This is a genomic window from Gimesia aquarii (assembly GCF_007748175.1).
Taxonomy (GTDB): Bacteria; Planctomycetota; Planctomycetia; order Planctomycetales; family Planctomycetaceae; genus Gimesia; species Gimesia aquarii_A.
This window is the reverse complement of record NZ_CP037422.1, coordinates 1,747,687-1,768,415: the sequence shown is the minus strand read 5'-3', so window position 1 is coordinate 1,768,415 and position 20,729 is coordinate 1,747,687. Positions and strand designations below refer to the sequence as shown.

Genomic DNA, 20,729 nt, shown 5'->3' with positions numbered 1-20,729 from the left:
ATTTGATGAAAGGCCTTCTTATGGGCACTCCCAAAGATCGCAGAGACTTTCTTGTGCAAGGAGCGGCAGCCACAGCTGGACTATTCGCCGCGGGTTCGGTCATGGGGCAACAGCCTGAAGGGGTCTCTCATTCTGATGAATACAATGGTCAAGGTGGAGAATTTCCTCGTACGCACCCCGGTCGAGGTGGCCCAGTTGGTAGTCCGACTGATCGTGGCAAGCTGGTACCCGGGCTTCGAAAATCAGGGCTCCCGCCTGTCAGAGTCACTGCACCTGACTTGGAAAAGCAGAGTGGTAAAATCGTAAATGGTGTTAGGGAGTTTCACCTGCAGGCAACTCCTGTGCGTCGCGAATTGTTACCTGGTATCTGGATGGATGCCTATGGATATAATGGTCAATTTCCAGGGCCTGTATTGGAATTGTACCAAGGCGAGCGAGTGCGAATTGTATTTCGCAACGATTTGCCGGAACCAACCACGCTGCATTCGCATGGCCTCGAATTACCGGTTTATATGGATGGCATTCCGGCGGTGACGCAAAATTTAGTCAAGCCCGGTCAAACATTTGTGTATGAATATGACGTGCACCAGGAGGGCAGCTGCTTTTTACATCCCCATGTCGCGATGCAGGAAGCCATTGGCATGGTTGTTCCTTTCGTCATTCATCCCAAGGTTGCCTACGAACCAGTGGTGGACCGTGATTTTGTACTGGTCACCCAACAATTCTCTATGTTGCCTAACGCAGAGATTCCCGACACTCAGTCGATGGACTGGAACTTTGTCACGATCAACGGGCGGTGCGGACCTTATACAACACCTCTAGTATGCAAGTTAGGGGAACGTGTGCGTATTCGATTTATGAACTTTAGCACGTTACACCAGCATCCGATGCACCTGCACGGCCACACTTACTGGGTGACAGGAACAGAGGGCGGCCGCATACCTGATTCGGCCTGGGTGCCCGGCAATACTGTCATCCTTGGTGTGGCACAGTCACGGGATGTGGAATTCATCGCCAACAATCCGGGCGACTGGGTACTACATTGTCACATGTTCCACCATATGATGAACCACATGGTTTCCCAGGTAGGTCCAATCATTCGTAAAAAGAAAAATGATCCCGGTTTTGATGTTCCCGGATATCCACAGATGATGTCCAGCGCGAAGTGGACGAAGGAAGACTTGCATAAACTAACAAGTCGCCGCGAAACACAGGGGATGCGCGAGGGTTGGTTTCATGGTGTCAAAGGGCTCTTCACAGTGCTTCGCGTTCTCCCGCCTGAATTGTACGATAAAGTCATGCTGACCAATGATCCGGTTCCTCCGAATTCGAGTTCACCACTTAATCCACCACCGGGAAGTCAGTCGATTTGAGAGGATCTTGTTGAACCTGAATTGTTGTGGGAGCAATCAGATCACATGTGGTTGACTTACTCTTCGATGACAACACGCCGCTCAACAATTTTGATTTTCCCGGCAGCGAAGAGTCGAATCATGCGGGGGTAGAGTTCACATTCAGACTGGAACACATTGGCTGCTACCTGGTCTGGTGTGTCAGTGCCTTTGACGGGAACCGCTGACTGGCCGATGATGGGACCATGATCGTATTCGTTATCGGCAAAGTGAACGGTGCAACCACTGACTTTGACTCCGCGTTCGACGACAGCTTCATGAACTTTATGGCCGTAATAACCCTTACCGCAAAATGCGGGAATGAGTGCCGGGTGAATATTCATAACTTTGTATTGGAAATCATCGGGAATATGAATCAGAGCCAGCCAGCCAGCGAGTGTGACCAGATCAACTTCTGCACTGCGACAAAGATCAAAAATTGCTTCGCTAAAATCATGAATGTTTTTGTAGTCACGTCGACAGATCACTTCACAGCGAAGACCCGCGGCTTTCGCTTTGTCAACGCCACCACAGTCGGGACGACTGGCAATGACTAAAGGAATTTCAATTTTGAGTTCGCCAGCAGCCTCTTTTTCGAGAAAATTGGTCAGGGTTGTTCCACCACCGGAAATTAATACTACCAGTTTCAAGGGGCGATTCAGGATGGGAGACAGAGTGCGATCCGCGTTCATGTTTGTGATACAATACTCTTAAATAGTAAGATTCATTTTAACTTTGATGATCGGACTTTGATTCCGGATTTGATTCTGCTTTTGAAGGTTCCGATTGTGATTCAAGCCGGTCAAAACTAACCTGGTCCTGATTTGCCTGTAAACGTTTTTCTTTGAACTGCTTATCTTTTTGCATTGTTTTCCACATCACAATCGCAACTCCCGCTATGAGGATGATAAAAGCACCAGCCATGAGTTGCAAAAACGCCTGGCTCCCTTTTTCATCGGTGATTGCAGGAGACCATTCTAGTTGCCTTGCTAAAATTAAGGGAGCGACTCGCGTCGTGTCTTGTGCATTATAGGCATACATTTTAAAGAGGTAGCCAGTCACCGTTACATTATCGATTACATCAGTGCCTGCTGGCAGACCATTTTGTAATGCCTCTGGTACTTCTGTGCAAACCACTACTGTCGGATTCTGTTGGGAGTCGTCGGTAAACAGCCAGGCTTCATAAAGCGTCTGAATACCATACTCATTTTTTTCTGCCGGATAATGCATCAATTTACGAACCCGGCCCTTCAGAGTGACCAATCTGCCTTTATAACGACTGCTGTTTTTGAAGATATCTCGAAATAGTGGCAGTGTGAGTTCAGGATGTTCTTGAAAGGTTTTCAGTTCTGCCCGTCTTTGTTGTAGATTAAATTCTGCAGCCAGTTTTTGATCTTTCAAACTGGTTTCGCGCAGATGCTTAAGCACGTAGTAATACAATGCTTTTTCTTCGGGAATGATGCCTCGAAAGTCACGATCCTGAACTTCGTTAAACAAAGAAGGGGCGAGTTGATCCGGGAACGGCTTAAATGGATCCGTGGCTGTTTCTTGAGCAATCACAAATAAGGGGGGGAACGTTCCAACAAGTCCGGTCAAAATCAGGATTTTGAGATAAGACTGCATGATTCACCCTCTTACTTTTGATTCATTAAGTTGTTTTATAGAAATCAATTATGACAATTGACAGATCACTCTATTTTGTCGGAAGTGTAATGATTTGTCGAGCTTAAAAAAAATCGGGCTTGAGTCAATCTTCGTGGCGCAATCCCTTATTTGATAAGAACTTTTGTCGATTACATCTTCTGAGAGAGCATTGACACAAAATAGAGGATCTCTATAATTCTCTTGAAATACAGGACGAAGTAAATCCAAGTTTTTCTTGTATTTCTTTGGGGTTAGAGCGATCTCCCCATTTAGAGACGATGTCAAAATCTGGGCACTCGAAGTATATTTCTCTACTTCAAGTTTAAATATTAATCGAATTCAATTGTAATGGAGACAACCAGTAATGGCTGAAAATGTATTGGAATTTACTGATGCAAACTTCCAGTCTGAAGTTTTGGAAGCATCTGAACCTGTATTAGTAGATTTCTGGGCGCCTTGGTGTGGTCCTTGCAAGATGATGATGCCAACCATTGAAGAAATCGCCAATGATTACTCAGGTCGTATTCGCGTTGGAAAACTGAATACAGATGAAAATCCAGGCATCGCTTCTTCAAGCAACATCAGTGCGATTCCTACTGTTAAACTTTATAAAAATGGTGAAGTGGTTGAAACGTTCGTAGGTGTGACTCCCAAAGATCGATTTGCGACTTCATTGGATAGCCAAATATAATCGTAGTGGAAACCTGCGGTATTATTTCATAGTGGGCAGAGAGGATGGTAACTTTATCCTCTTCTGCCCTTTTTGTCGTTTTACTGATTTGCGTTACCGACTGTTCAAAGTGATTGATAAGAAACGGATTTCTGTACTTTGAACTTGATAGGGTTATAGGGTGAAACGCCGTTTGGGAAAGGAATCCCGGCATGAGTGATGGTGCCAAGTCTGACCAGAAACCACAGTCTCCCCCTCCCTTTGCTGGGTTCAAATCAACGAGCCATGAGCAAGCAGATTCGCTTCCATTGCCTGGTCCAGGCGGAGTTGAACGTCGGGCGGATCAGCCCCATTCATCGGCTGAATCTGATAAGGTAGAAGCGACTTCTTTTTTCAGCGATCAGAAACAAGCCGAACTGGAAAAAAGTTTTGCCTATGCAGCGACCGCTCAGAACTTACAGAGTGCAGGGGCAGAAGAAGCAGGTGCTTCTCTGACGGGGGCCGAGCTGTTATCGCAAGCTGGTGACATCGCTAACTATCTAAAATCACAGTTTGTGGAAATCAATCGGCGCGAACAGACTCTTAATACTCAATTAGGAGAAATCGACAATGAGCGTCGCAAGATTCGCATGTGGATCAGCCAGATTGAAGAACAATATGACGAGCGTGAAGCAAGTATCCGCGACAAAGAAACGGAATTGATTCGTAAAGCTGTCGAATGTGAAAAACTGGCCAAAACCTTGCAACATGAACAGGAAAAGCTCTTCGAGTCTCAGGATATCCTGGAACAGGAACGTTCAGAAATGCGTGACCAGATCCTGATGGAGTTTGCGCAGCAAAGAGAAAGTTTGGAGCGTGATCGGCTGGATTTGATTAATGAACGCAATCGCATTCATGAACAGGTTCTCGAAACACTATCCAGTCAGCGTAGCGATTTAGATCGGGATCGAGATGAGTGGCAGGGAGTGAAACAGACTGAACTGGATCACCTGAAAAAAGAGCGAGAATTTCATGAGCAGACGATAAAAAAAGTCGAAACAGAATTAGCTTCTCGAAAAGAGAAATTTGAGCTTGAGCAGAAAACATTACAGGCAGAATGGCAATCACAAAAACAGACTGATGAAGCGGAACTGGAGTCACGCAAAAGAGATTTTGTGATTCGTTCAGAAGAAATTGAGCACCAACTCAAAATACAACGTGAAGATCTGCAGCGCGAATACGCTTCACGTGAAGATGCTTTCGAACAAAAACGAACTCTAATCGAAAACCGAATTAAGTTTCAGGAAAATCATTTGTTACGTTTGCGAAGTCAGATTGAACAGGATCAGCATGATTTCCAGCGCCAACAGCAAGTTCAACAACAGCAACACGAACAGAACGAGCGGATTCATATCTTAAGAATGAAGCAGCTTGATCGGTTTCGTGATTTGTTGCAACAGCGTGAGCAGTCCCTTGAAAAAGAGCGGGCTTTGCACATCGAACTTCGTCGCTCGGTCGAACGTTATGAGCAGACCCAGAAACAGAGAATGACAGAAGAGCACGAGCTCTGGCAAACGGAACGAGAAGCACAACAAGTAGAACTACGTCGTCAACAGGATATGCTGGCACTCCATGCGGAAAATCTGGAACGCCGCCGCGAGAGGTTAGATACCTTACGAGCGGAAGTGGAAGAAACCCATCGTGGAACATTGGAAATGCGCCTGGCGTTGGAAGAAGGTTGGGCCCAATTAACACAGACGGAAGGGGAAGATGCCGCCCGCGAACGGTTGGAAAAAGCCAGAGAGGCGCTTGCCACGCACTACCGCCAATTACGGGAATCATTGTCAGTAGAACGACAGGAACTCGATCATTCTCAAGAGTTATTTCATCGGCACCGCGATGAATTTCGTCAGGAACGACAGAATGTTTCAGATTGGATCGCAGAACGTGATGAGCAGATCAGACAGAGAAGCGAACAATTGCGTTTCGAAGCAGAAAAGCTGGCGATTCGAGATGCGACCTGGGATCAGAAACGTGAAGTCTGGCTTCAAGAAAAAATACAGGCCGAACAGATCATTCGTGATTTGTTACAGCAACTAACCGATTTGACAGGAATAGAAGGAACACTAGAAGAAGGGGTCGCATTTTCGAAAACGAAAGCGACAGACCTGCTCGAAGAAGAATTATCTGAAACGAAGCTTGATGAGCCAGTTGATCAACTGACGGAAGCAGGTGACGATGAAGCGGAGCTTGATCGGTTGGATTAAGCTATCCGCCTTGTCAGGGGAAAGTTAACGCAGGTCTTTCCAAGCATCCCAGCAGAGAAATAATACGAGACCGGCAGAGATGAGGAACATGATGTCCATCACGGTACTGCCGCGAAAGGGCATGCCAATAATCATGTCAACCAGAGCGAGTACCGCCACTAGTCCGGAGGCGGCCATTGAGCCTATGATCATTTTCTTGGGTGCATCCGTCATTGAGACTTTCATTCCTCTCTACTTTATTCTGTCGCTCTACCATATTTATCTGGAGGCCAACCGGTTCTTCTGTTTTCTTTCTGTTCTCTGAAACAGGATTTATTGAACTCTGATTTGCATCCTTGTTTTAGTATACCGTACCGATCGAGGGAATTTCCAGTCGATTCTTGGCCTGAGTCATTTCTAAACTTTATGTTGTGTGCTGAACGAACACCTGAAAAACCGTTAAAACTCTAATATTCGGTTTGACGAATGAGTCTCAGGAGAGCGAACAGAGTTCGATAATATGGCCATCAGGATCATTCAGGAATGTTTGAGTCGCTCCATCAGGCCGCGATTTGGGAGGCGAGACAATGGGAATACCCTGGCTGACCGCCTTATCATAGGCTTGTTTTGCATCATTGACCTGAAATGCAAAATGGTGCGTGCGTGTGTTTTGATCGGGGTCAAGTTGCCCTGCCTTGCCTGACTGATCGTGTTCGAGAATCAAATGAATTTGCTGATTTCCAATTTGGAACCAGTGTCCTTCAAAAGAGAAAGCAGGTCGCGGAACGTGTTCCATACCTAAAAAGTCAACATAAAACTGGCGGGATGCTTCCAGATCTTTTACGACAAGCGTAATGTGATCGAATGATTGAACGCAAACCTTATCTGAAACGACAGAATCACTCATAGGTCAATATTTCTCCTGATTGATAGTGGTGGTTTAGGAAGCGGCGGAAGTCAGGATGGGTTCTCCCACACTCCAGGTTGCTCCCTCCCTCACAACGTGTCGATAAAGTGTATCACGTTCGACGGGAATCCGACCGGCCTCTTCAATCAGTCGGTGTAGTTGTTCTACAGTCAGGCCTTCTGGTGTTTTGGCGCCGGCATCGTGATAAATCAGTTCATGGACAACAGTGCCGTCCAGATCGTCTGCTCCAAAACTCAATGCTGTTTGTGCGGTTTTCTCGCCTAACATAATCCAGTAGGCTTTGATGTGGTCAAAATTGTCCAGCATGATTCGCGACAGCGCAACGACTTTGAGATCCATCATGCCGGAAGCTTTTCGGATTTCTGACATGCCTGTATTTTCAGGATGGAAGGCCAAAGGAATAAAAGTCTGAAAGCCTCCTGTTTCATCCTGCAAGTCTCTAAGGCGGCACAAGTGGTCAATGCGGTGTCTGGCTTGCTCGTAGTGGCCGTATAGAATCGTGGCATTGCTTCTTAAACCGAGACTATGTGCTTCGCGATGAATGTTCAGCCAACTTTCGGCATCAGCTTTGTGCTCACAAATTTGTTCGCGGATTTCAGGATGGAAAATTTCAGCCCCGCCTCCGGGCATACTGGAAAGCCCTGCTTCCATCATTTGCTCTAAAACCCAGCGTGTTGGCTTTTTTGTCAAAAAACTAAACCAGTTGATTTCCACGGGAGTCCAGGCTTTGATATGCAGTTCCGGATATTCTTCTCGAATCACTCGTACCACATTTAAATACCAGTCAAATTTTTTCTGATGATGTAATCCGCCGACGACGTGAATTTCAGTGGCTCCAGTAGCCCGTGCTTCCTGAACACGCTCGCGAATCATCTCGTCTGTGAACGTGTAACCTCGGGGTGATTTCAGATCGGACCGGAATGCACAGAACTTACAGCGATAGACACATACATTTGTGGGATTCAAATGTATGTTCGTATTATAAAATGCAAAGTTGCCGTTCTTACGTTCGCGAACCTGATTGGCGAGTTGCCCCAGCGTGAGAATATCCACTTTCTCATCCAGAAAAACCCCTTCATCGAAGCTGATTCGTTCTCCGGCTTCTACTTTGCGGGTAATGACTTCTAACTGTTCCTGTTCGTTTTGATTTAAATTCATCAGACTGACTGTTGATTTTTTTAAGTAATTCTTTTGCTTTGCAGCTCTGTATCGAAAACATGCGAGCTGACCCTGTTAATCGCTCTCTATGAGCACTTCTATTATGACGATTCAGACAGTCTTATGCGAGCCAGACGTCAATCAATCCCACAAAGAACAAACCAATACTGATCAGAGCATTGACATGAAAAAATGCCAGATTGACGCGTCCCAGATCTTCCGGATTTACAAGCAGATGCTCGTACACCAGTAGACCGGATACGACAAGAATTCCCAGTAAAAAAGGGATTCCCAGGTTGGCTACATACCACAGACTGAAAAGGCAGACAATGGTCATGAAGTGACTGAGCATGGCAAAGCGGAGTGCTTTTTTGATGCCCCATCGGGAAGGGATGCTGGAAAGTCGCTTTGCCTGGTCAAATTGCACATCCTGGCAGGCGTAAATGATGTCAAAGCCTCCCACCCAGAAAAATACAACGGCCCCCAACAGCAGTGGTTCAATCGAAAGGCTGCCTCGAACGGCAATCCATGCGGCAATCGGAGAGAGCATGAGAGCCGTGGAGAGCCAGTAATGACACCAGATGGTAAATCGTTTGGCATAAGAATAACCAAGCAAGAAGAGCAGAACGGGGACCGAGAGATAAAGGGGCCAGCGATTCGGAAGAAAGAGGAGTGTCGATGCAATGAACGCCAGCGACGTGATCAGAGTAAAGAGAAATACCGCACGCACACTAATCAACCCAGCGGGGAGGTGGCGGCCTTGAGTGCGCGGGTTTTGTGCGTCGATTTCGCGATCAACGAGTCTGTTAAATGCCATCGCCGCTGAGCGGGCAAACAGCATACATAACAGAATTCCCACTAACTGCTGCCAGCGAACTTCGTGTCCGCGCCAGGCCAGCACTGCTGAGAGTAGTGCAAAAGGGAGTGCAAAAATGGTATGGCTGAAGCGAATTAATTCCAGCAGTAGACGCAGTCGGGCCAACATTTTTAAGTCCAGAAATGGGGTTTGTCTTCAGACACACAAGGTTATGAATGCATATTTGCTGTGGTTTATCTTAGCTGATTGCGAGACGGCTCCCAAGTCAGCCGGCCGCGAAACTGAGTGCAAGGCCAGGGAAATCTACATTTCTTAGATTACCTCGATGGGAAAGTGTTGAGCGAAGCGACATAATTCAGAAAACGCTCATCGACTCCAGGGATATCGCGTGGAAGACGCGCACTTAACACTTCAGGTTGATCGTCTGTTTTGAGTTCTGCCAGATAGTCCAGTAGCGTGGCGCGTGCATCGGGGTTACTGTTAAGCATGAAATGAACCCAGGCCCAGGCTTCCTGATAGTCTACCCGCTGCATCTGCGAGACTTTTTCAAGCTGTTCCAGCCGTTTCATATCGGGCTTCCAGCCATTATCAAGTGCTGCCGTTAAACGCGACGCATGATCGCGGTTGATTTGCCCTGGTGTATTCCCAGCAACTTCAAAATATTCCGCAAGTCCTTCATCCAACCAGAGTGGTACTGTTTTCAGGCTGGCATGTAGTAGTCCATGTGTAAATTCATGTCGCAAATCTTCCTGAATACGCTCCCCCCAAAACGTGTACACGGCTAATTCTTTCGGCGTTCCGACAAAGTAGGCGCGCCGCGGAGGCAAACCCGGGTAGGTGAGATCCAGATAGTTGCGATATTCTTCTTCGTTCGAGAAGAGATACACAGTCACTTGCTCGCTGTTAAGCGGGATGTTTAATGTCTCGGCGACATCTTCACGCAGTTGAATTAAGTCCTGAAACAGTTCATGGTCCTGGCCCAGTTTAAAATCACTCAAGACAATTAATTGTTCTGCACTGACGCTATGTCGGGCCGGCAGATGGACGGTTTGATTTTTTGCCGCGCTATGACATCCTTCAGTCAGAAGCAGGCAGAAAGTCAGACAAACACTCAAAGCCATTGATTTGAGTGCTGTCAGACAATGCGTGTCTGAAATGTTACCAAAACTAGTGAGTGATTGTGGTTTCACGGTGGGTGGGTATTATCTTATTGAGCGGTAAGTGGATCAAAACCTGGGGCTATGGTTTATTAAAGTTTGACGGAAGTCTCTTCTTTCTCAGCAGAACGTTTCTTGTTTGGCAGTTGGAACACCCCATCAAGCAGTCCATTTGAGGCGGATTGAATGATGAGATTTCCTTTGCCGTCATCAATCAATGACTGCGCCAATCTTGGGTGCTCTTTCCAGTTCGCTGCACGCCATTCTCTGATGTCAACATAAGCATCGCGGAGCCCGGCTTGTGATTTGGGGACCACTAACCAACCTTCTTTCGATTGGATTAAATGATATTCAAAAGCGGCGTACATGCCTCCGGCTCCAATCAGCATGAAGAGCAGAGACGCTATAATTCGGCGCATCTTAGCACAGTTCCTTGTATTAAATAGTAGTCCATCGTCTTAGATCAGGGGCGGGATCATCTCAGAAACAGGGAAATGCAGCAAGAGTGAACTTGTGGTCTCAGGATAGGATTGTATTTGTTTGTACATTATGGGGGGGCTGGTTAATTGAAGTAGTCACCCGGACTGATTTTTTTGCCACACAGGAACTGAGCAATCTGCATGGCGCGTTTCCCCTGTGGCTGTACCTGTTTCAGCTCCAGGAACCCATCACCGGATCTGATTATCACCCGTTTTGTATTGGCAAAAACGACTGTTCCGGGAGACGAATCTTGTTGTCCTTGATTGACGTTAAGTGATTTCAGCTCGTCTGTTGTGACATTTTCGACATCCAGAACGAGCAATCTTAATGGTTCTTGTCCGGATTGGTGTAAAAATGAGAAAGGGCTTGGCCAGGGCTGCATGGCTCTGACATGACACCCGATTTGAAAGGTGCTTTGATTCCAGTCAATGGCACCTTCCCCTTTATCCAGAGTGGGAGCTAACGTTGCTTCTTCATGATTTTGAGGAGTTTCCACCAGCGTACCCTGCTCAATGCTATCGAGCACTTGCATCGCGAGTGGGGCAGCAAGTGCCGCCAGTCGTTCTTGAACTTCGCCTGTGGTTTCTTTGGGGCCGATTGGCGTTTCGACCATGGCAGCCACAGGACCGGAGTCAAGAGAACGCTCGATCCGAAACAGGGAAACACCAGTTTTGGTTTCTCCATTCCGAATCGCATACAAAATTGGGGCCGCCCCACGGTATTTAGGCAAGAGTGAGGCATGTAGATTGAAAGCCCCCTGCTTCGGGATGTCCAACAGCTTTTGTGAGAGAATCTGACCATAAGCGGCTACCAGGAAAACATCTGCCTTTAGATTTCGTAGTTCATCGAGCGATTCTGATTGGTTAATTTTGGGAGGTTGAAAGACTGGAATCTCGTGCTCGAGTGCTAATTCTTTCATTGGATTATTGTGCCGATGATGCCCACGGCCGGTGCGGTCAGGCTGAGTATACAAACCGAGAACCTGATGATCGGAATCGATGAGCGCCTGAAATGCGGGGATGGCAAACGTCCCGGTTCCCATCATCACAACTTTTAATGGCACTGGTATTTCTCCTCAATCTAGACTAACAATCAATCATTTCTAAGCTGAAAACCACTCAATTGCGATCAGGTTTCCTGAAAAACCTCGTATTGATTTTCGACAATGCGCGAACAAACTTCAGGAGTTAACTGATTTTTTTTAGCCCAGATCGAGTTCCAATTGAGATAGTTGTTTGCGAATTTCCTCATCAGACGGGTATTCGCCTTGTTGCTGTTTATGCAGGAATTCAGATTCAAAATCTGCAATTTGCGCTTCCAGCTCTTCGCGCTTTGCTTCAACCATTCGATCGGGAAACAAAATTCCTTCCAGATGATCATGCTCATGCTGCACAGCACGGGCGGCCAGATCATCCAGAGTGATTTCAAACAATTGACCATCCAGATCATAGGCTTCGACCGTGATTTCTTCCGATCGTTTGACATCTCCATAAAGCTGCGGAAGACTTAGACAGCCTTCTTCGCCTTCAGTGGTCCCTTTGCGTTTTGTGATTTCCGGATTAATGAATACAAATTCTTCTTCTGTTTCATTGGGGTCCGATGTCAGGTTGATCACAAACAGACGATACGGAAGTGCCACCTGATTGGCAGCTAAGCCGATTCCCCGTGCCTCATACATCAGATCAAACATCGTTCGCACCGTATCACGTAAATCTGGTGATATGCTTTTGATGGGCTTCGAAACCCAGCGGAGAGCGGGGTGGGGATAGTTCACGATTTGTAGAGCAGCCATAACTATTGATGTTACCCCTGGCAGGGTATTTATACAGTGGGAGTTCTCATAAAAGTCTCATTTATCCCGGCGAACGCAATGCGCAGGCGAGTCGATAAATGACATAACTACCTGTATATCAAGGCTGAAAGCGAGATACAATCCATATGTCCGCGAACAAATGCATTGTTGCAGTTTTTTTGTACAATGCTTCCTGCCCTCATGGCAGGAAACGATTGATAGATCCTGCCCTTCGGCCTGAATCAGGCCGAGTTGACAAGACTGCAGTGAATCACTTCTTTGTATTTGGCTTAATACATGGGAAGTGGATCAAGTGGTGCATAGGCTGTTGTAGGAACAGTCCCTTGAATCACAGGAGCACCAGCCGTCGATTGATAGGTGTTGTAGCTGTTATAAGCTCCCTGTGGTGCGTATGTAGGAGCACCAAGGCCTGTTCCACAATTACCAGATGAGCATCCACCTCCACTGAAGGGAGCTGTGGGACCATAGTATCCACCACAACGTGATCCGCAGTGACAGCCTGTCGTCATGGTAATTAACGCAAGACCCAGAAACATAAATCCAAAACGTTTCATTAGAGTAATCCTTTTCTTCAACAATGACGCGATAAAAAGTTTATCGCTGATCTTCAATTTGTGATGTGGAATAGTATCGATAGGTTATGAAGCAACCGAAGTTGCCGATTTGTTTAAGTTGATAGGAACTTGACTGGAATTCAGACCAGCCCAGTGTGCGGTAAATCCACCAGGATGCCGCTGTGGATTTGTAACAAAAGCAATTGATTCATCTCGGATTTCATTGACTCCTTCGGTCAATGAGACCGTGGCGGAGTGCTGTCCCCTCCAAATTTGGAGACCGGGTCCAAACCCTTGAAACTGACCTGAGATTACGGTTTCCCAACCGGATGAAATTCGACTGATGCTGACACCCAGCTGACGCCGTAAATTCCACCAGCGAAAAAACGTTTCCAGGGAGGTGACCCAGACAAGCGGTATTTGCTTTCGATCCAGGTTGATGTTTTGTAACAACAGGTCGAGTTCTTTCCGCGATGGAACTGAAGGGAGCGATACAGGCAACCCTTTTCGGTATCTGCTAATCAAATCCACACGGAATTTACGTTGTATTTGAGAATCGAATTTTCCATGCCAGTCGTATTCTGATTTCAGGTGCAACAACTCCAGGGGAACCGGTAAGGGGCTCATCACATTGGAGTACTCACGAAATTCTTTTCCTAAAGCAGATTCGCCGTAGCAGATCACACCCTGATAAGGGTAGGGATAGTCGGCTAATCTGATCCAGGCGCCTCCCGTCTGTTGTAAACGCTCTTTGAGCTGTATGACAAACTGGGAATGAAACTGTTCGACTTCGACATCGGCTTGTTTACCCAGTTCACTCTTCTGGCGACCAGTGGCAGAGGGGCTGGCAAATTCAGAAAGGTCAATCAATGGAATATTGCAGTGAGAGAGAATCTGCAAGTCATGCTCATTGAAAGTTTTCTGAGATCCTACCAGTAACAGGTTCCACCGCGATGGCTGGTAACCTGAAAGCTGAGCCAGGTCATCCTGAAGTTCGATAACCGAAAGTCCCATTTCGCGCAAGCCCTCTCTAACAGGAGTGGAAACCCCTGCAAGAAGAATAGGGTATTCTGGTAAATGACGCGAAACGGACATGGATTAAGTTGTCTTTATATGTGAAACAAATAATGTTGATGCATCGTTCAATATCATTGGAAATGAAACAACGCAACTTGACACGAAAGGTAATCTAGTGAATCAATTGATGGGTAATCAGTGTGGGAGGTGAGTGACAGGCCCATAGAACAGGCGCAAGAATCACTAATGTGAGGCGGGAAGATATTGCTTTTTGTAAGTCAGGTCAATACGAATGCAAAGAATGAAATAAGAAAGTACAAAAACCTTTAACCTTTTTTCTGATTTGGTCATTTTTTACCAAAAATATTTCTGAAATCTGATTCTTGCCGGATGGAATTCGCCTCCTTGGAAGGAATGACAGTGGAGATATTTCATACGAGTTAGATCAAATATCATCTGAAATTTGTGGTTCACAAAGGGAATTTCAGAGCCAATTTACGATTTTCAAATTCCCTTAAAAATTGGGGTTGGTGAAAATCATGAATCCCAACTATACTCCCCCTCTCGCGAAACAAATGGATTGGTTTGTGAGAATGATTTTCGAGAATTTGAAAAGGAAGCGATTCTTAAAAATAAGAAGCTTCTTTCAATATTGAGCGAAGATCAAAGTACTGACTGATATTATACAACAACGTCATAGCATGGAGGCGCGGCGTGGAAACAGTTCTGGTTGTTGGACTTGATACGGTTGCCGGAGCAAATATCGCAACCTGTTTATCCAATCGATATCGGGTTATCGGATTAACTTCATCGACACCAGTTTCCATCCAGGGATGTGAAACTCATACTTATCTGGAAGATGACGTCGAGACCGCCGAACATTGGCTCTCAACAATTCGTCCACAGTGGGTCGTCTATTGTGGCGTTGCCGCTCACTCTGCCTGGTCTGTTGATCCGGCGAAATTCACCTCGAACGATCCTGTATTGGCAGTCCGTAACTGGGTGAATGCATCGGAGTTGCACTGTGCACGCTTTACACATATTTCATCTGACGCCGTTTTCACGGGACCTTGGATGTTTCACGAAGAAGACTGTCAGGGCGTGTGTGAAAGCCAGGAGGCAGATTTAATTCGTGCTATCGAACGTGAAGTCAGCCTTTGTGATAATACTCTGATTATTAGAACGAACGTGTTTGGCTGGTCACCGACTGCTCATGGTACAGGTAGCATCGAAGAAATCGTGCAGACATTGGAGGCAGGTACATTTTCTCAAAACGATTGTTATCGGCATGCGACGCCTTTATTAGCAACCGACCTGGCTGCAATTATCGAACATGCTTATCAGGAACGTTTGACAGGAATTTTTCACGTCGCAGGTGGCGAACGTATCAGTCCTGCAGATTTCATTCAACGACTCGCAAAAACGTTTGGACTTTCGGAACCGGCATTTCCCCGGGCTGAAGTGTTGAATGAAAGACCCACTGGTTTCGCCAATGGAGAAACGTCACTTCATACTCAAAAAATTCGTCGTCAGTTGAGTATTTCAATGCCCATGCTTGACGATGGTTTGAAACGACTTTATGACCAGCAACATAATGGCTTTCTCAATCGTTTGAATAATGAGCCAGCCAGGCAGTTCGAACAGGAAATTGCTGCTTAGGCAACATAAGGTAATCAAAATCAAACCCTCGCTAAAAGCGAGGGTTTTTTATTGATTGGCTGATCGATGTTTTAAGCCAGGATTTTCTTGACGATCTTGGCTTGATTGACCCCAATCAAACGCTGATCCAATCCCTGGAAGCGGTAAGAGAGTCGTTCGGGATTCAGTCCCAGAAGATGCAAAATCGTGGCGTGTAAATCATATACGGGAACTTCATCTTCAATCACGTTGAACCCGAAATCATCGGAGCGTCCGATCGTAGTTCCCCCTTTGATGCCACCTCCTGCCAGCCACATGGTAAACGCATTGGGGTGATGGTCACGTCCGTCATTTCCCCCCTGCACCATGGGAGTACGACCGAATTCTCCTCCCCAAATGACGAGGGTATCTTTTAATAAACCACGTTGTTTGAGATCTTTAATCAAAGCTGCTGCGCCTTGGTCGGTGGCTTTACAGTTATTCTTCAAACCACCTACTAGACCGCCATGCTGGTCCCAGGATTCATGGAACAACTGCACGCAACGCACACCTCGTTCAACGAGTCTGCGGGCGAGAAGACAGTTATTTGCAAACGAGGTTTTGCCAGGTTCGGCGCCGTACATTTTGAGCGTTTCTTTAGTTTCCTGGGCGATGTTCATGACATCGGGGGCACTGGATTGCATACGGTACGCCATTTCAAACGAGTTGATGCGTGTGGCAATTTCCGGATCGCCCACTAGATTCAAGCGATTTTGATTCAAGGCTTTTAACGTATCGAGCGAGTCACGTTGTAATTGCTCGGAGACTCCTGGTGGATTTTTTAAGTAGAGTACGGGTTCCTGTCCGCCACGGAACATGACCCCCTGATGAACTGTCGGGAGAAAACCGCTGCCCCAGCACGAATTTCCACCGCTGGGTCCTTTGTTACCGGAACTGAAAACAACGAAACCGGGTAGATTTTTTGACTCACTTCCTAATCCATAGAGCGTCCAAGCCCCCAGACTCGGTTTTCCAAAAAGTTGTGAACCGGTGAGTGCCTGAATTTGAGCGGGTGCATGATTGAAGGCATCGGTTTTCATACTTTTGATGATCGCGATGTCGTCGGCGACTTCTGCCAGATGAGGTAGCAGTTCAGAGAGTTCCGCTCCCGATTCACCGTGTTTCGCAAATTTGAATTTCGGACCTAAAAATTTTGATTTAGGATCGATAAACGCGGCGCGATATCCCTTCAATAAATCTTCAGGAGGGAGTTTTCCGTCAAATTTCCCTAATACAGGTTTGTTATCAAACAGTTCCAGATGACTGGGACCGCCACCCATGAACAGAAAAATGATATTTTTCGCTTTGGGAGGATGATGCGGTTGTTTGGTAGCCAACGGGTCCTGAGCCACGGTGTTATTTTTGGGGGCGGCATAACCAGATTCCAGCAAGAGTTGATTCACTGCGATGGCACCCAGGCCGACTCCGCATTGTTCCAGAAACCAGCGTCGTGCGATGTGCTGTGATGTATGAACGGGATGATTATTCATAAGTATTACCTGTTTTGAAAAAAGAGAGCCGCTTGTCAGTTCTGTTCGGTGCGTAGCTGGTAAACGTGGGTTATTCTTTTGTAATCGTTTCATCCATATTGAGTAGTACGCGTGATAAAGCTACCCAGGCTGCAAACTCGGTGTTGGGAATCTTTGTTTTTTGGGTAGCAGCAATCTGTTTTGCTTCATCTGAATGTTTGGCAAAATAGTTACGTTGTTTTGTCAGGAACCGGGTGAGTAGTTGTTTCTCTGAATCAGAAGGTCGACGTGAAACACAACGACGAAATGCGGTTTCAATTCGTCCTTCATCTGTATTTTCCTGCTGGGTCAAGATGATTTCCGCAAGGCCACTCGCGCATTCTAAAAAGAGTGTTTCGTTGAGTGTGGTCAGTGCCTGTAAAGGCGTATTCGATCGAGAACGTCTGACTGTCGAAATATCACCATTGGGCGCATCAAAGGCTTGTAGCATGGGATAAGGGACCGAACGGAAACGGAACGTATAAATGGCGCGGCGATAGCGATCCTGGTCTTTTTCTTCATTCCAGGTTTTGGGACCGTAACTGGCCGGTTTCTGAAACAGAAACGCGGGTGCCGGTGGATAAACAGAAGGGCCGCCGATTTCCGTGTTTAAAAGCCCACCAGCTTTTAAGGCGATATCTCTCACAATCTCTGCATCCACTCGATAGCGGGGGCCACGGGCGAAGAGCCGATTATAAGGATCTTTTTCATAAAGTTTCGGACTGACTTGTGATGATTGCTGATAGGTTCGTGAAGTGACGATCAGCGTATGCAGTTTCTTCAAGTCCCAGCCTTCGTCCATAAACCAGACTGCCATCCAGTCCAACAGTTTACGGTGTGTCGGTGCTTCACCTTGTGAGCCGAGGTCTTCGCTGGTACTGACGAAGCCTTTGCCAAAGTAAGCCTGCCAGGCTCGATTCACGATTGCGCGGGCTGTGGTCGGTGATTTACGATCCACGAGCCAGCGTGCAAATGTCAGTCGATTGATTGGTGTTCCTTGAGGTAAGGCATGGAGAAAATCGGGAACTCCAGGATCGACGACTTGTTTTTTCTTAAGAAAGTCGCCGCGATCCAGTAAGTGAGTTTTTCGTGTGGCAGGAAGCTCCTGATAAACCAGTTGCGTTGTGCCTCGGGGGTGTTGCTTCCAGAGGGATTCAATCTGAGCAACCTCTGTTTTCCATTCAGGGACTGTTGTGATCCAGTAACTGAAAACCTGATTTTGTTGTTCTGCTGTTCTTTGTGCTGTTGGAATTAGCAGTATCTCTCTGACATGATCGGGAACAGGATCTGCCTTGGCATTTTCAGAAGTCGTGCAGGAAATACGAAAACGCCCGAGGTTCATACTTTGATTGTCATCGCTGTTCCAGCCTCCATGCATTTGCACCAGACTTACTTTGAACCTGGTTCCTTCCGGATAACCAAACGGTTTTTCGGCACGAAACACCGCTTCGCGAGGTTGATTGCATCGTCCCGGACCGGCATCAATGCCCCAGGCGGTAGTGTTGTCTCCATCGATTGCGTAAGAGACTGGTCCGATGAAACCGCGCACTCCCTTTTTATCTCCATATTTCGGTGGCAATTCCTGACGTTCATTACTGAAGTCTGCGGTGACTTCAGAAAATTTCACATTCGTTTTTTGTTTAGGATCTTTTACATTTTCCACCGTGAGTTTGAGATCTGTCAAAGCACAGAGACCTTCGATGGATCGTCCCGGTCCTCCGGCAGGTAGATTGGGGTGATTCAACAGTTCCAGTTTGATCGCTTTGATTTCTGAAGCATCAACTGTCGCTCCAAAATTGGAAGTGAATTTAGAAGGAGCATACCCCTGTGCCAGTAGTGACTGGTCTTCCTGTTCAAAGTAGCGTTGGGAGTTACTGTCCAAGTTGGTGAGTTTTAACACTGTCCATTGAGGTTGGTTTTGTTGGACCAATTGTTCCCAGGCTGCCATTTTTGCCGACCAGTCCGGAGTCTTTGCTTTGAGAGTCTTTTCAATGGCTCTGATTTTCTGAAAAAGCTTTTCCCGCTGTTGTTGTTCTTCGTCCGTGTAGCCACGGATGCTGGCTTCATAAGAATTGTTGATGCAGGCAAAAATCTGATAATAGTTTTCCTGTGTTAAAGGATCGTATTTATGAGTATGGCATTGACCACATTGTAATGTGAGCCCCATCACGCTTTTACCAATGGTATCCATGCGGTCAAACATGGCAGCCATACGAAATTCTTCTGGATCTATGCCACCCTCTTCGTTCAACATCGAATTACGCATGAAACCAGTTGCCACTATTTGATCTTGTGTTGCACTTGGCAGCAGGTCACCGGCGATCTGTTCGATGATAAATTGATTGTAAGGCATGTTCTGATTCAGTGCGTCAATCACCCAGTCACGATAGAGCCACACGTTGCGTGGGGCATCTTTTTCGTAGCCATTTGAATCGGCATAGCGGGCTGCATCAAGCCAGATACGTCCCCAACGCTCACCATAGTGTGGTGAAGCAAGTAGTCGTTGAACCTGTTTTTCATAAGCATCGGGTTGTTTGTCACTCAGAAACTGATCGACTTCTTCAATACTGGGAGGCAACCCAATGAGGTCCAGACTCAGACGCCGCAGCAGCGTCGTACGGTCGGCTTTGGGGGAGAATGAAAGATTCTCCTTTTCCAGTTTTTCCAAAATAAAAGCATCAATAGGATTTTGCACCAGATGTTGTTCACTCACCTGTGGCAGTGTTGCTTTTTCGGGAGGACTAAAAGCCCAATGCGAAGCCCAGGGGGCGCCTGCTTCAATCCATTTTCGCACTTTTTCAATGTCGGACGGAGACAATTTTTTACCCGAGTCAACAGGCGGCATGCGTTCGTCTTCGTCAGTAGAAATGATGCGTTGATAAAGCAAGCTTTCCAATGGTTTGCCGGGAACGATTAAAGCATGACCATCGTGTGAACCAAAGGCGGTTTCTTTTAAGTCTAACCGTAAATCTGCTTCGCGGTGTTCGTCATCGGGACCGTGACAGGAGAAACAACCATCAGAAAGCAGAGGGCGGATGACTGTGGCAAAATCCAATTCAGTCTGTGCTGAATTTTTTGTTTCTGCAAAGCTAAACTGAAACAGTGATACTACGAATATTCCGCAGCAGAGAGACAATAATGCGAGCGTTCGAACGACCATCATGATTCTTTCGGTTAACCGATGAAGTCTGGAAATCAAGGTGATTAGAAGAAAGATGCGGGGCACATTTTGACTGACTGTTAAAACTTGTCAGTAAATTTGCAAACACGGATTTTTCTGTTAATCGGATTGATTTTCAAACTTCAAAACCAAACACGAGTGAATACCGGTCCGCCACTTTACCCAAAAGTGGGGTAGCTCAATAGTTTCTAAAACCAAACGAGCAGGTGACTTAAGGTTAGGCAAGGTGGGCTGATGACCCCAAGTCTATACGTCCTAATTATAGGGGACGACGGGTGGAAAATTCAAGTTTTGTCTCTTGGGGTCTCTTTAAATTGAGACACATAATTATGAAGACACTCGCGAATTCATTGCTGTATTTTCATTAAACGTTAACAAAAGGTCCGATTTGATCAATTTTGCTACGCATTTTTCATTTCTTCTTAACATGCCTTAAGGAAATATCTTCACATTCACTCGATATCGTACTCCCAATTGAGACTTTCAGCCGGCAAGTAAAGTTTCAAGAG

Annotated in this window: 18 protein-coding genes; 4 read left to right on the top strand and 14 right to left on the bottom strand. The window is 46.5% G+C overall.

What is annotated here, in order from left to right; translation table 11 throughout:
* The first annotated feature begins 5 nt into the window (after window positions 1-5).
* Window positions 6-1,373 carry a multicopper oxidase family protein gene (locus tag V202x_RS07005; protein ID WP_232098894.1) on the top strand — a complete coding sequence of 456 codons (1,368 nt, stop codon included), beginning with the start codon at window positions 6-8 and terminating at the stop codon, window positions 1,371-1,373.
* Between the two features lie 56 nt (window positions 1,374-1,429).
* On the opposite strand, the gene purN is transcribed toward V202x_RS07005, so the two are convergent.
* Together purN and V202x_RS06995 are read right to left on the bottom strand one after the other, a co-directional pair.
* Window positions 1,430-2,083, bottom strand: a complete 654-nt coding sequence (gene purN, locus V202x_RS07000) for a phosphoribosylglycinamide formyltransferase (RefSeq protein WP_145172478.1) — start codon at window positions 2,081-2,083, stop codon at window positions 1,430-1,432.
* A gap of 37 nt (window positions 2,084-2,120) precedes the next feature.
* Entirely contained in the window at window positions 2,121-3,014 is an 894-nt protein-coding gene (locus tag V202x_RS06995) for a hypothetical protein (RefSeq protein WP_145172476.1), read from the bottom strand.
* Window positions 3,015-3,399: 385 nt separating this feature from the next.
* On the opposite strand from V202x_RS06995, the gene trxA reads away from it, so the two are divergent.
* Window positions 3,400-3,726 carry a thioredoxin gene (gene trxA / locus V202x_RS06990; protein WP_144982607.1) on the top strand — a complete coding sequence of 109 codons (327 nt, stop codon included), beginning with the start codon at window positions 3,400-3,402 and terminating at the stop codon, window positions 3,724-3,726.
* 191 nt (window positions 3,727-3,917) lie between these two features.
* A complete protein-coding gene (locus V202x_RS06985) occupies window positions 3,918-5,951 on the top strand; it encodes a hypothetical protein (RefSeq protein ID WP_145172474.1) in 2,034 nt (677 codons plus the stop codon).
* Between the two features lie 24 nt (window positions 5,952-5,975).
* Here the strand turns inward: V202x_RS06985 and V202x_RS06980 are convergent, their stop codons facing one another.
* From V202x_RS06980 to V202x_RS06935, 10 genes are all read right to left on the bottom strand, one after another.
* Window positions 5,976-6,143 (bottom strand): hypothetical protein, encoded by a 168-nt coding sequence (locus tag V202x_RS06980; protein ID WP_232098893.1) that lies wholly within the window; start codon window positions 6,141-6,143, stop codon window positions 5,976-5,978.
* Window positions 6,144-6,423: 280 nt separating this feature from the next.
* The gene (locus V202x_RS06975) at window positions 6,424-6,837 is read right to left on the bottom strand and encodes a VOC family protein (RefSeq protein WP_144982617.1); all 414 of its coding nucleotides are present in this window, start codon (window positions 6,835-6,837) and stop codon (window positions 6,424-6,426) included.
* A gap of 33 nt (window positions 6,838-6,870) precedes the next feature.
* Entirely contained in the window at window positions 6,871-8,016 is a 1,146-nt protein-coding gene (gene mqnE, locus V202x_RS06970; RefSeq protein ID WP_145172472.1) for an aminofutalosine synthase MqnE, read from the bottom strand.
* Between the two features lie 121 nt (window positions 8,017-8,137).
* Window positions 8,138-9,001 (bottom strand): UbiA-like polyprenyltransferase, encoded by an 864-nt coding sequence (locus V202x_RS06965; RefSeq protein WP_145172470.1) that lies wholly within the window; start codon window positions 8,999-9,001, stop codon window positions 8,138-8,140.
* 149 nt (window positions 9,002-9,150) lie between these two features.
* The gene (locus V202x_RS06960; protein ID WP_232098892.1) at window positions 9,151-10,023 is read right to left on the bottom strand and encodes a DUF1570 domain-containing protein; all 873 of its coding nucleotides are present in this window, start codon (window positions 10,021-10,023) and stop codon (window positions 9,151-9,153) included.
* 59 nt (window positions 10,024-10,082) lie between these two features.
* Complete coding sequence (locus V202x_RS06955) at window positions 10,083-10,409, bottom strand: hypothetical protein (protein ID WP_145172468.1); 327 nt, start codon at window positions 10,407-10,409, stop codon at window positions 10,083-10,085.
* Between the two features lie 143 nt (window positions 10,410-10,552).
* Window positions 10,553-11,533 carry a methionyl-tRNA formyltransferase gene (gene fmt / locus V202x_RS06950; protein WP_145172466.1) on the bottom strand — a complete coding sequence of 327 codons (981 nt, stop codon included), beginning with the start codon at window positions 11,531-11,533 and terminating at the stop codon, window positions 10,553-10,555.
* A 138-nt stretch (window positions 11,534-11,671) separates the two neighbouring features.
* Window positions 11,672-12,262, bottom strand: coding sequence for a peptide deformylase (def, locus tag V202x_RS06945; protein ID WP_144982632.1), 591 nt, complete (start codon window positions 12,260-12,262; stop codon window positions 11,672-11,674).
* A 290-nt stretch (window positions 12,263-12,552) separates the two neighbouring features.
* A complete protein-coding gene (locus V202x_RS06940; protein WP_145172464.1) occupies window positions 12,553-12,837 on the bottom strand; it encodes a hypothetical protein in 285 nt (94 codons plus the stop codon).
* Window positions 12,838-12,921: 84 nt separating this feature from the next.
* Entirely contained in the window at window positions 12,922-13,932 is a 1,011-nt protein-coding gene (locus V202x_RS06935) for a hypothetical protein (protein ID WP_145172462.1), read from the bottom strand.
* Between the two features lie 636 nt (window positions 13,933-14,568).
* Here V202x_RS06935 and V202x_RS06930 point away from each other — a divergent pair.
* Window positions 14,569-15,513: a sugar nucleotide-binding protein gene (locus tag V202x_RS06930; protein WP_197993266.1), complete on the top strand. Its 945-nt coding sequence runs from the start codon at window positions 14,569-14,571 to the stop codon at window positions 15,511-15,513.
* 71 nt (window positions 15,514-15,584) lie between these two features.
* Here the strand turns inward: V202x_RS06930 and V202x_RS06925 are convergent, their stop codons facing one another.
* Window positions 15,585-17,021: a DUF1501 domain-containing protein gene (locus V202x_RS06925; RefSeq protein ID WP_145172458.1), complete on the bottom strand. Its 1,437-nt coding sequence runs from the start codon at window positions 17,019-17,021 to the stop codon at window positions 15,585-15,587.
* A gap of 70 nt (window positions 17,022-17,091) precedes the next feature.
* Window positions 17,092-20,202 carry a PSD1 and planctomycete cytochrome C domain-containing protein gene (locus V202x_RS06920; RefSeq protein WP_232098891.1) on the bottom strand — a complete coding sequence of 1,037 codons (3,111 nt, stop codon included), beginning with the start codon at window positions 20,200-20,202 and terminating at the stop codon, window positions 17,092-17,094.
* Between the last annotated feature and the right edge of the window lie 527 nt (window positions 20,203-20,729).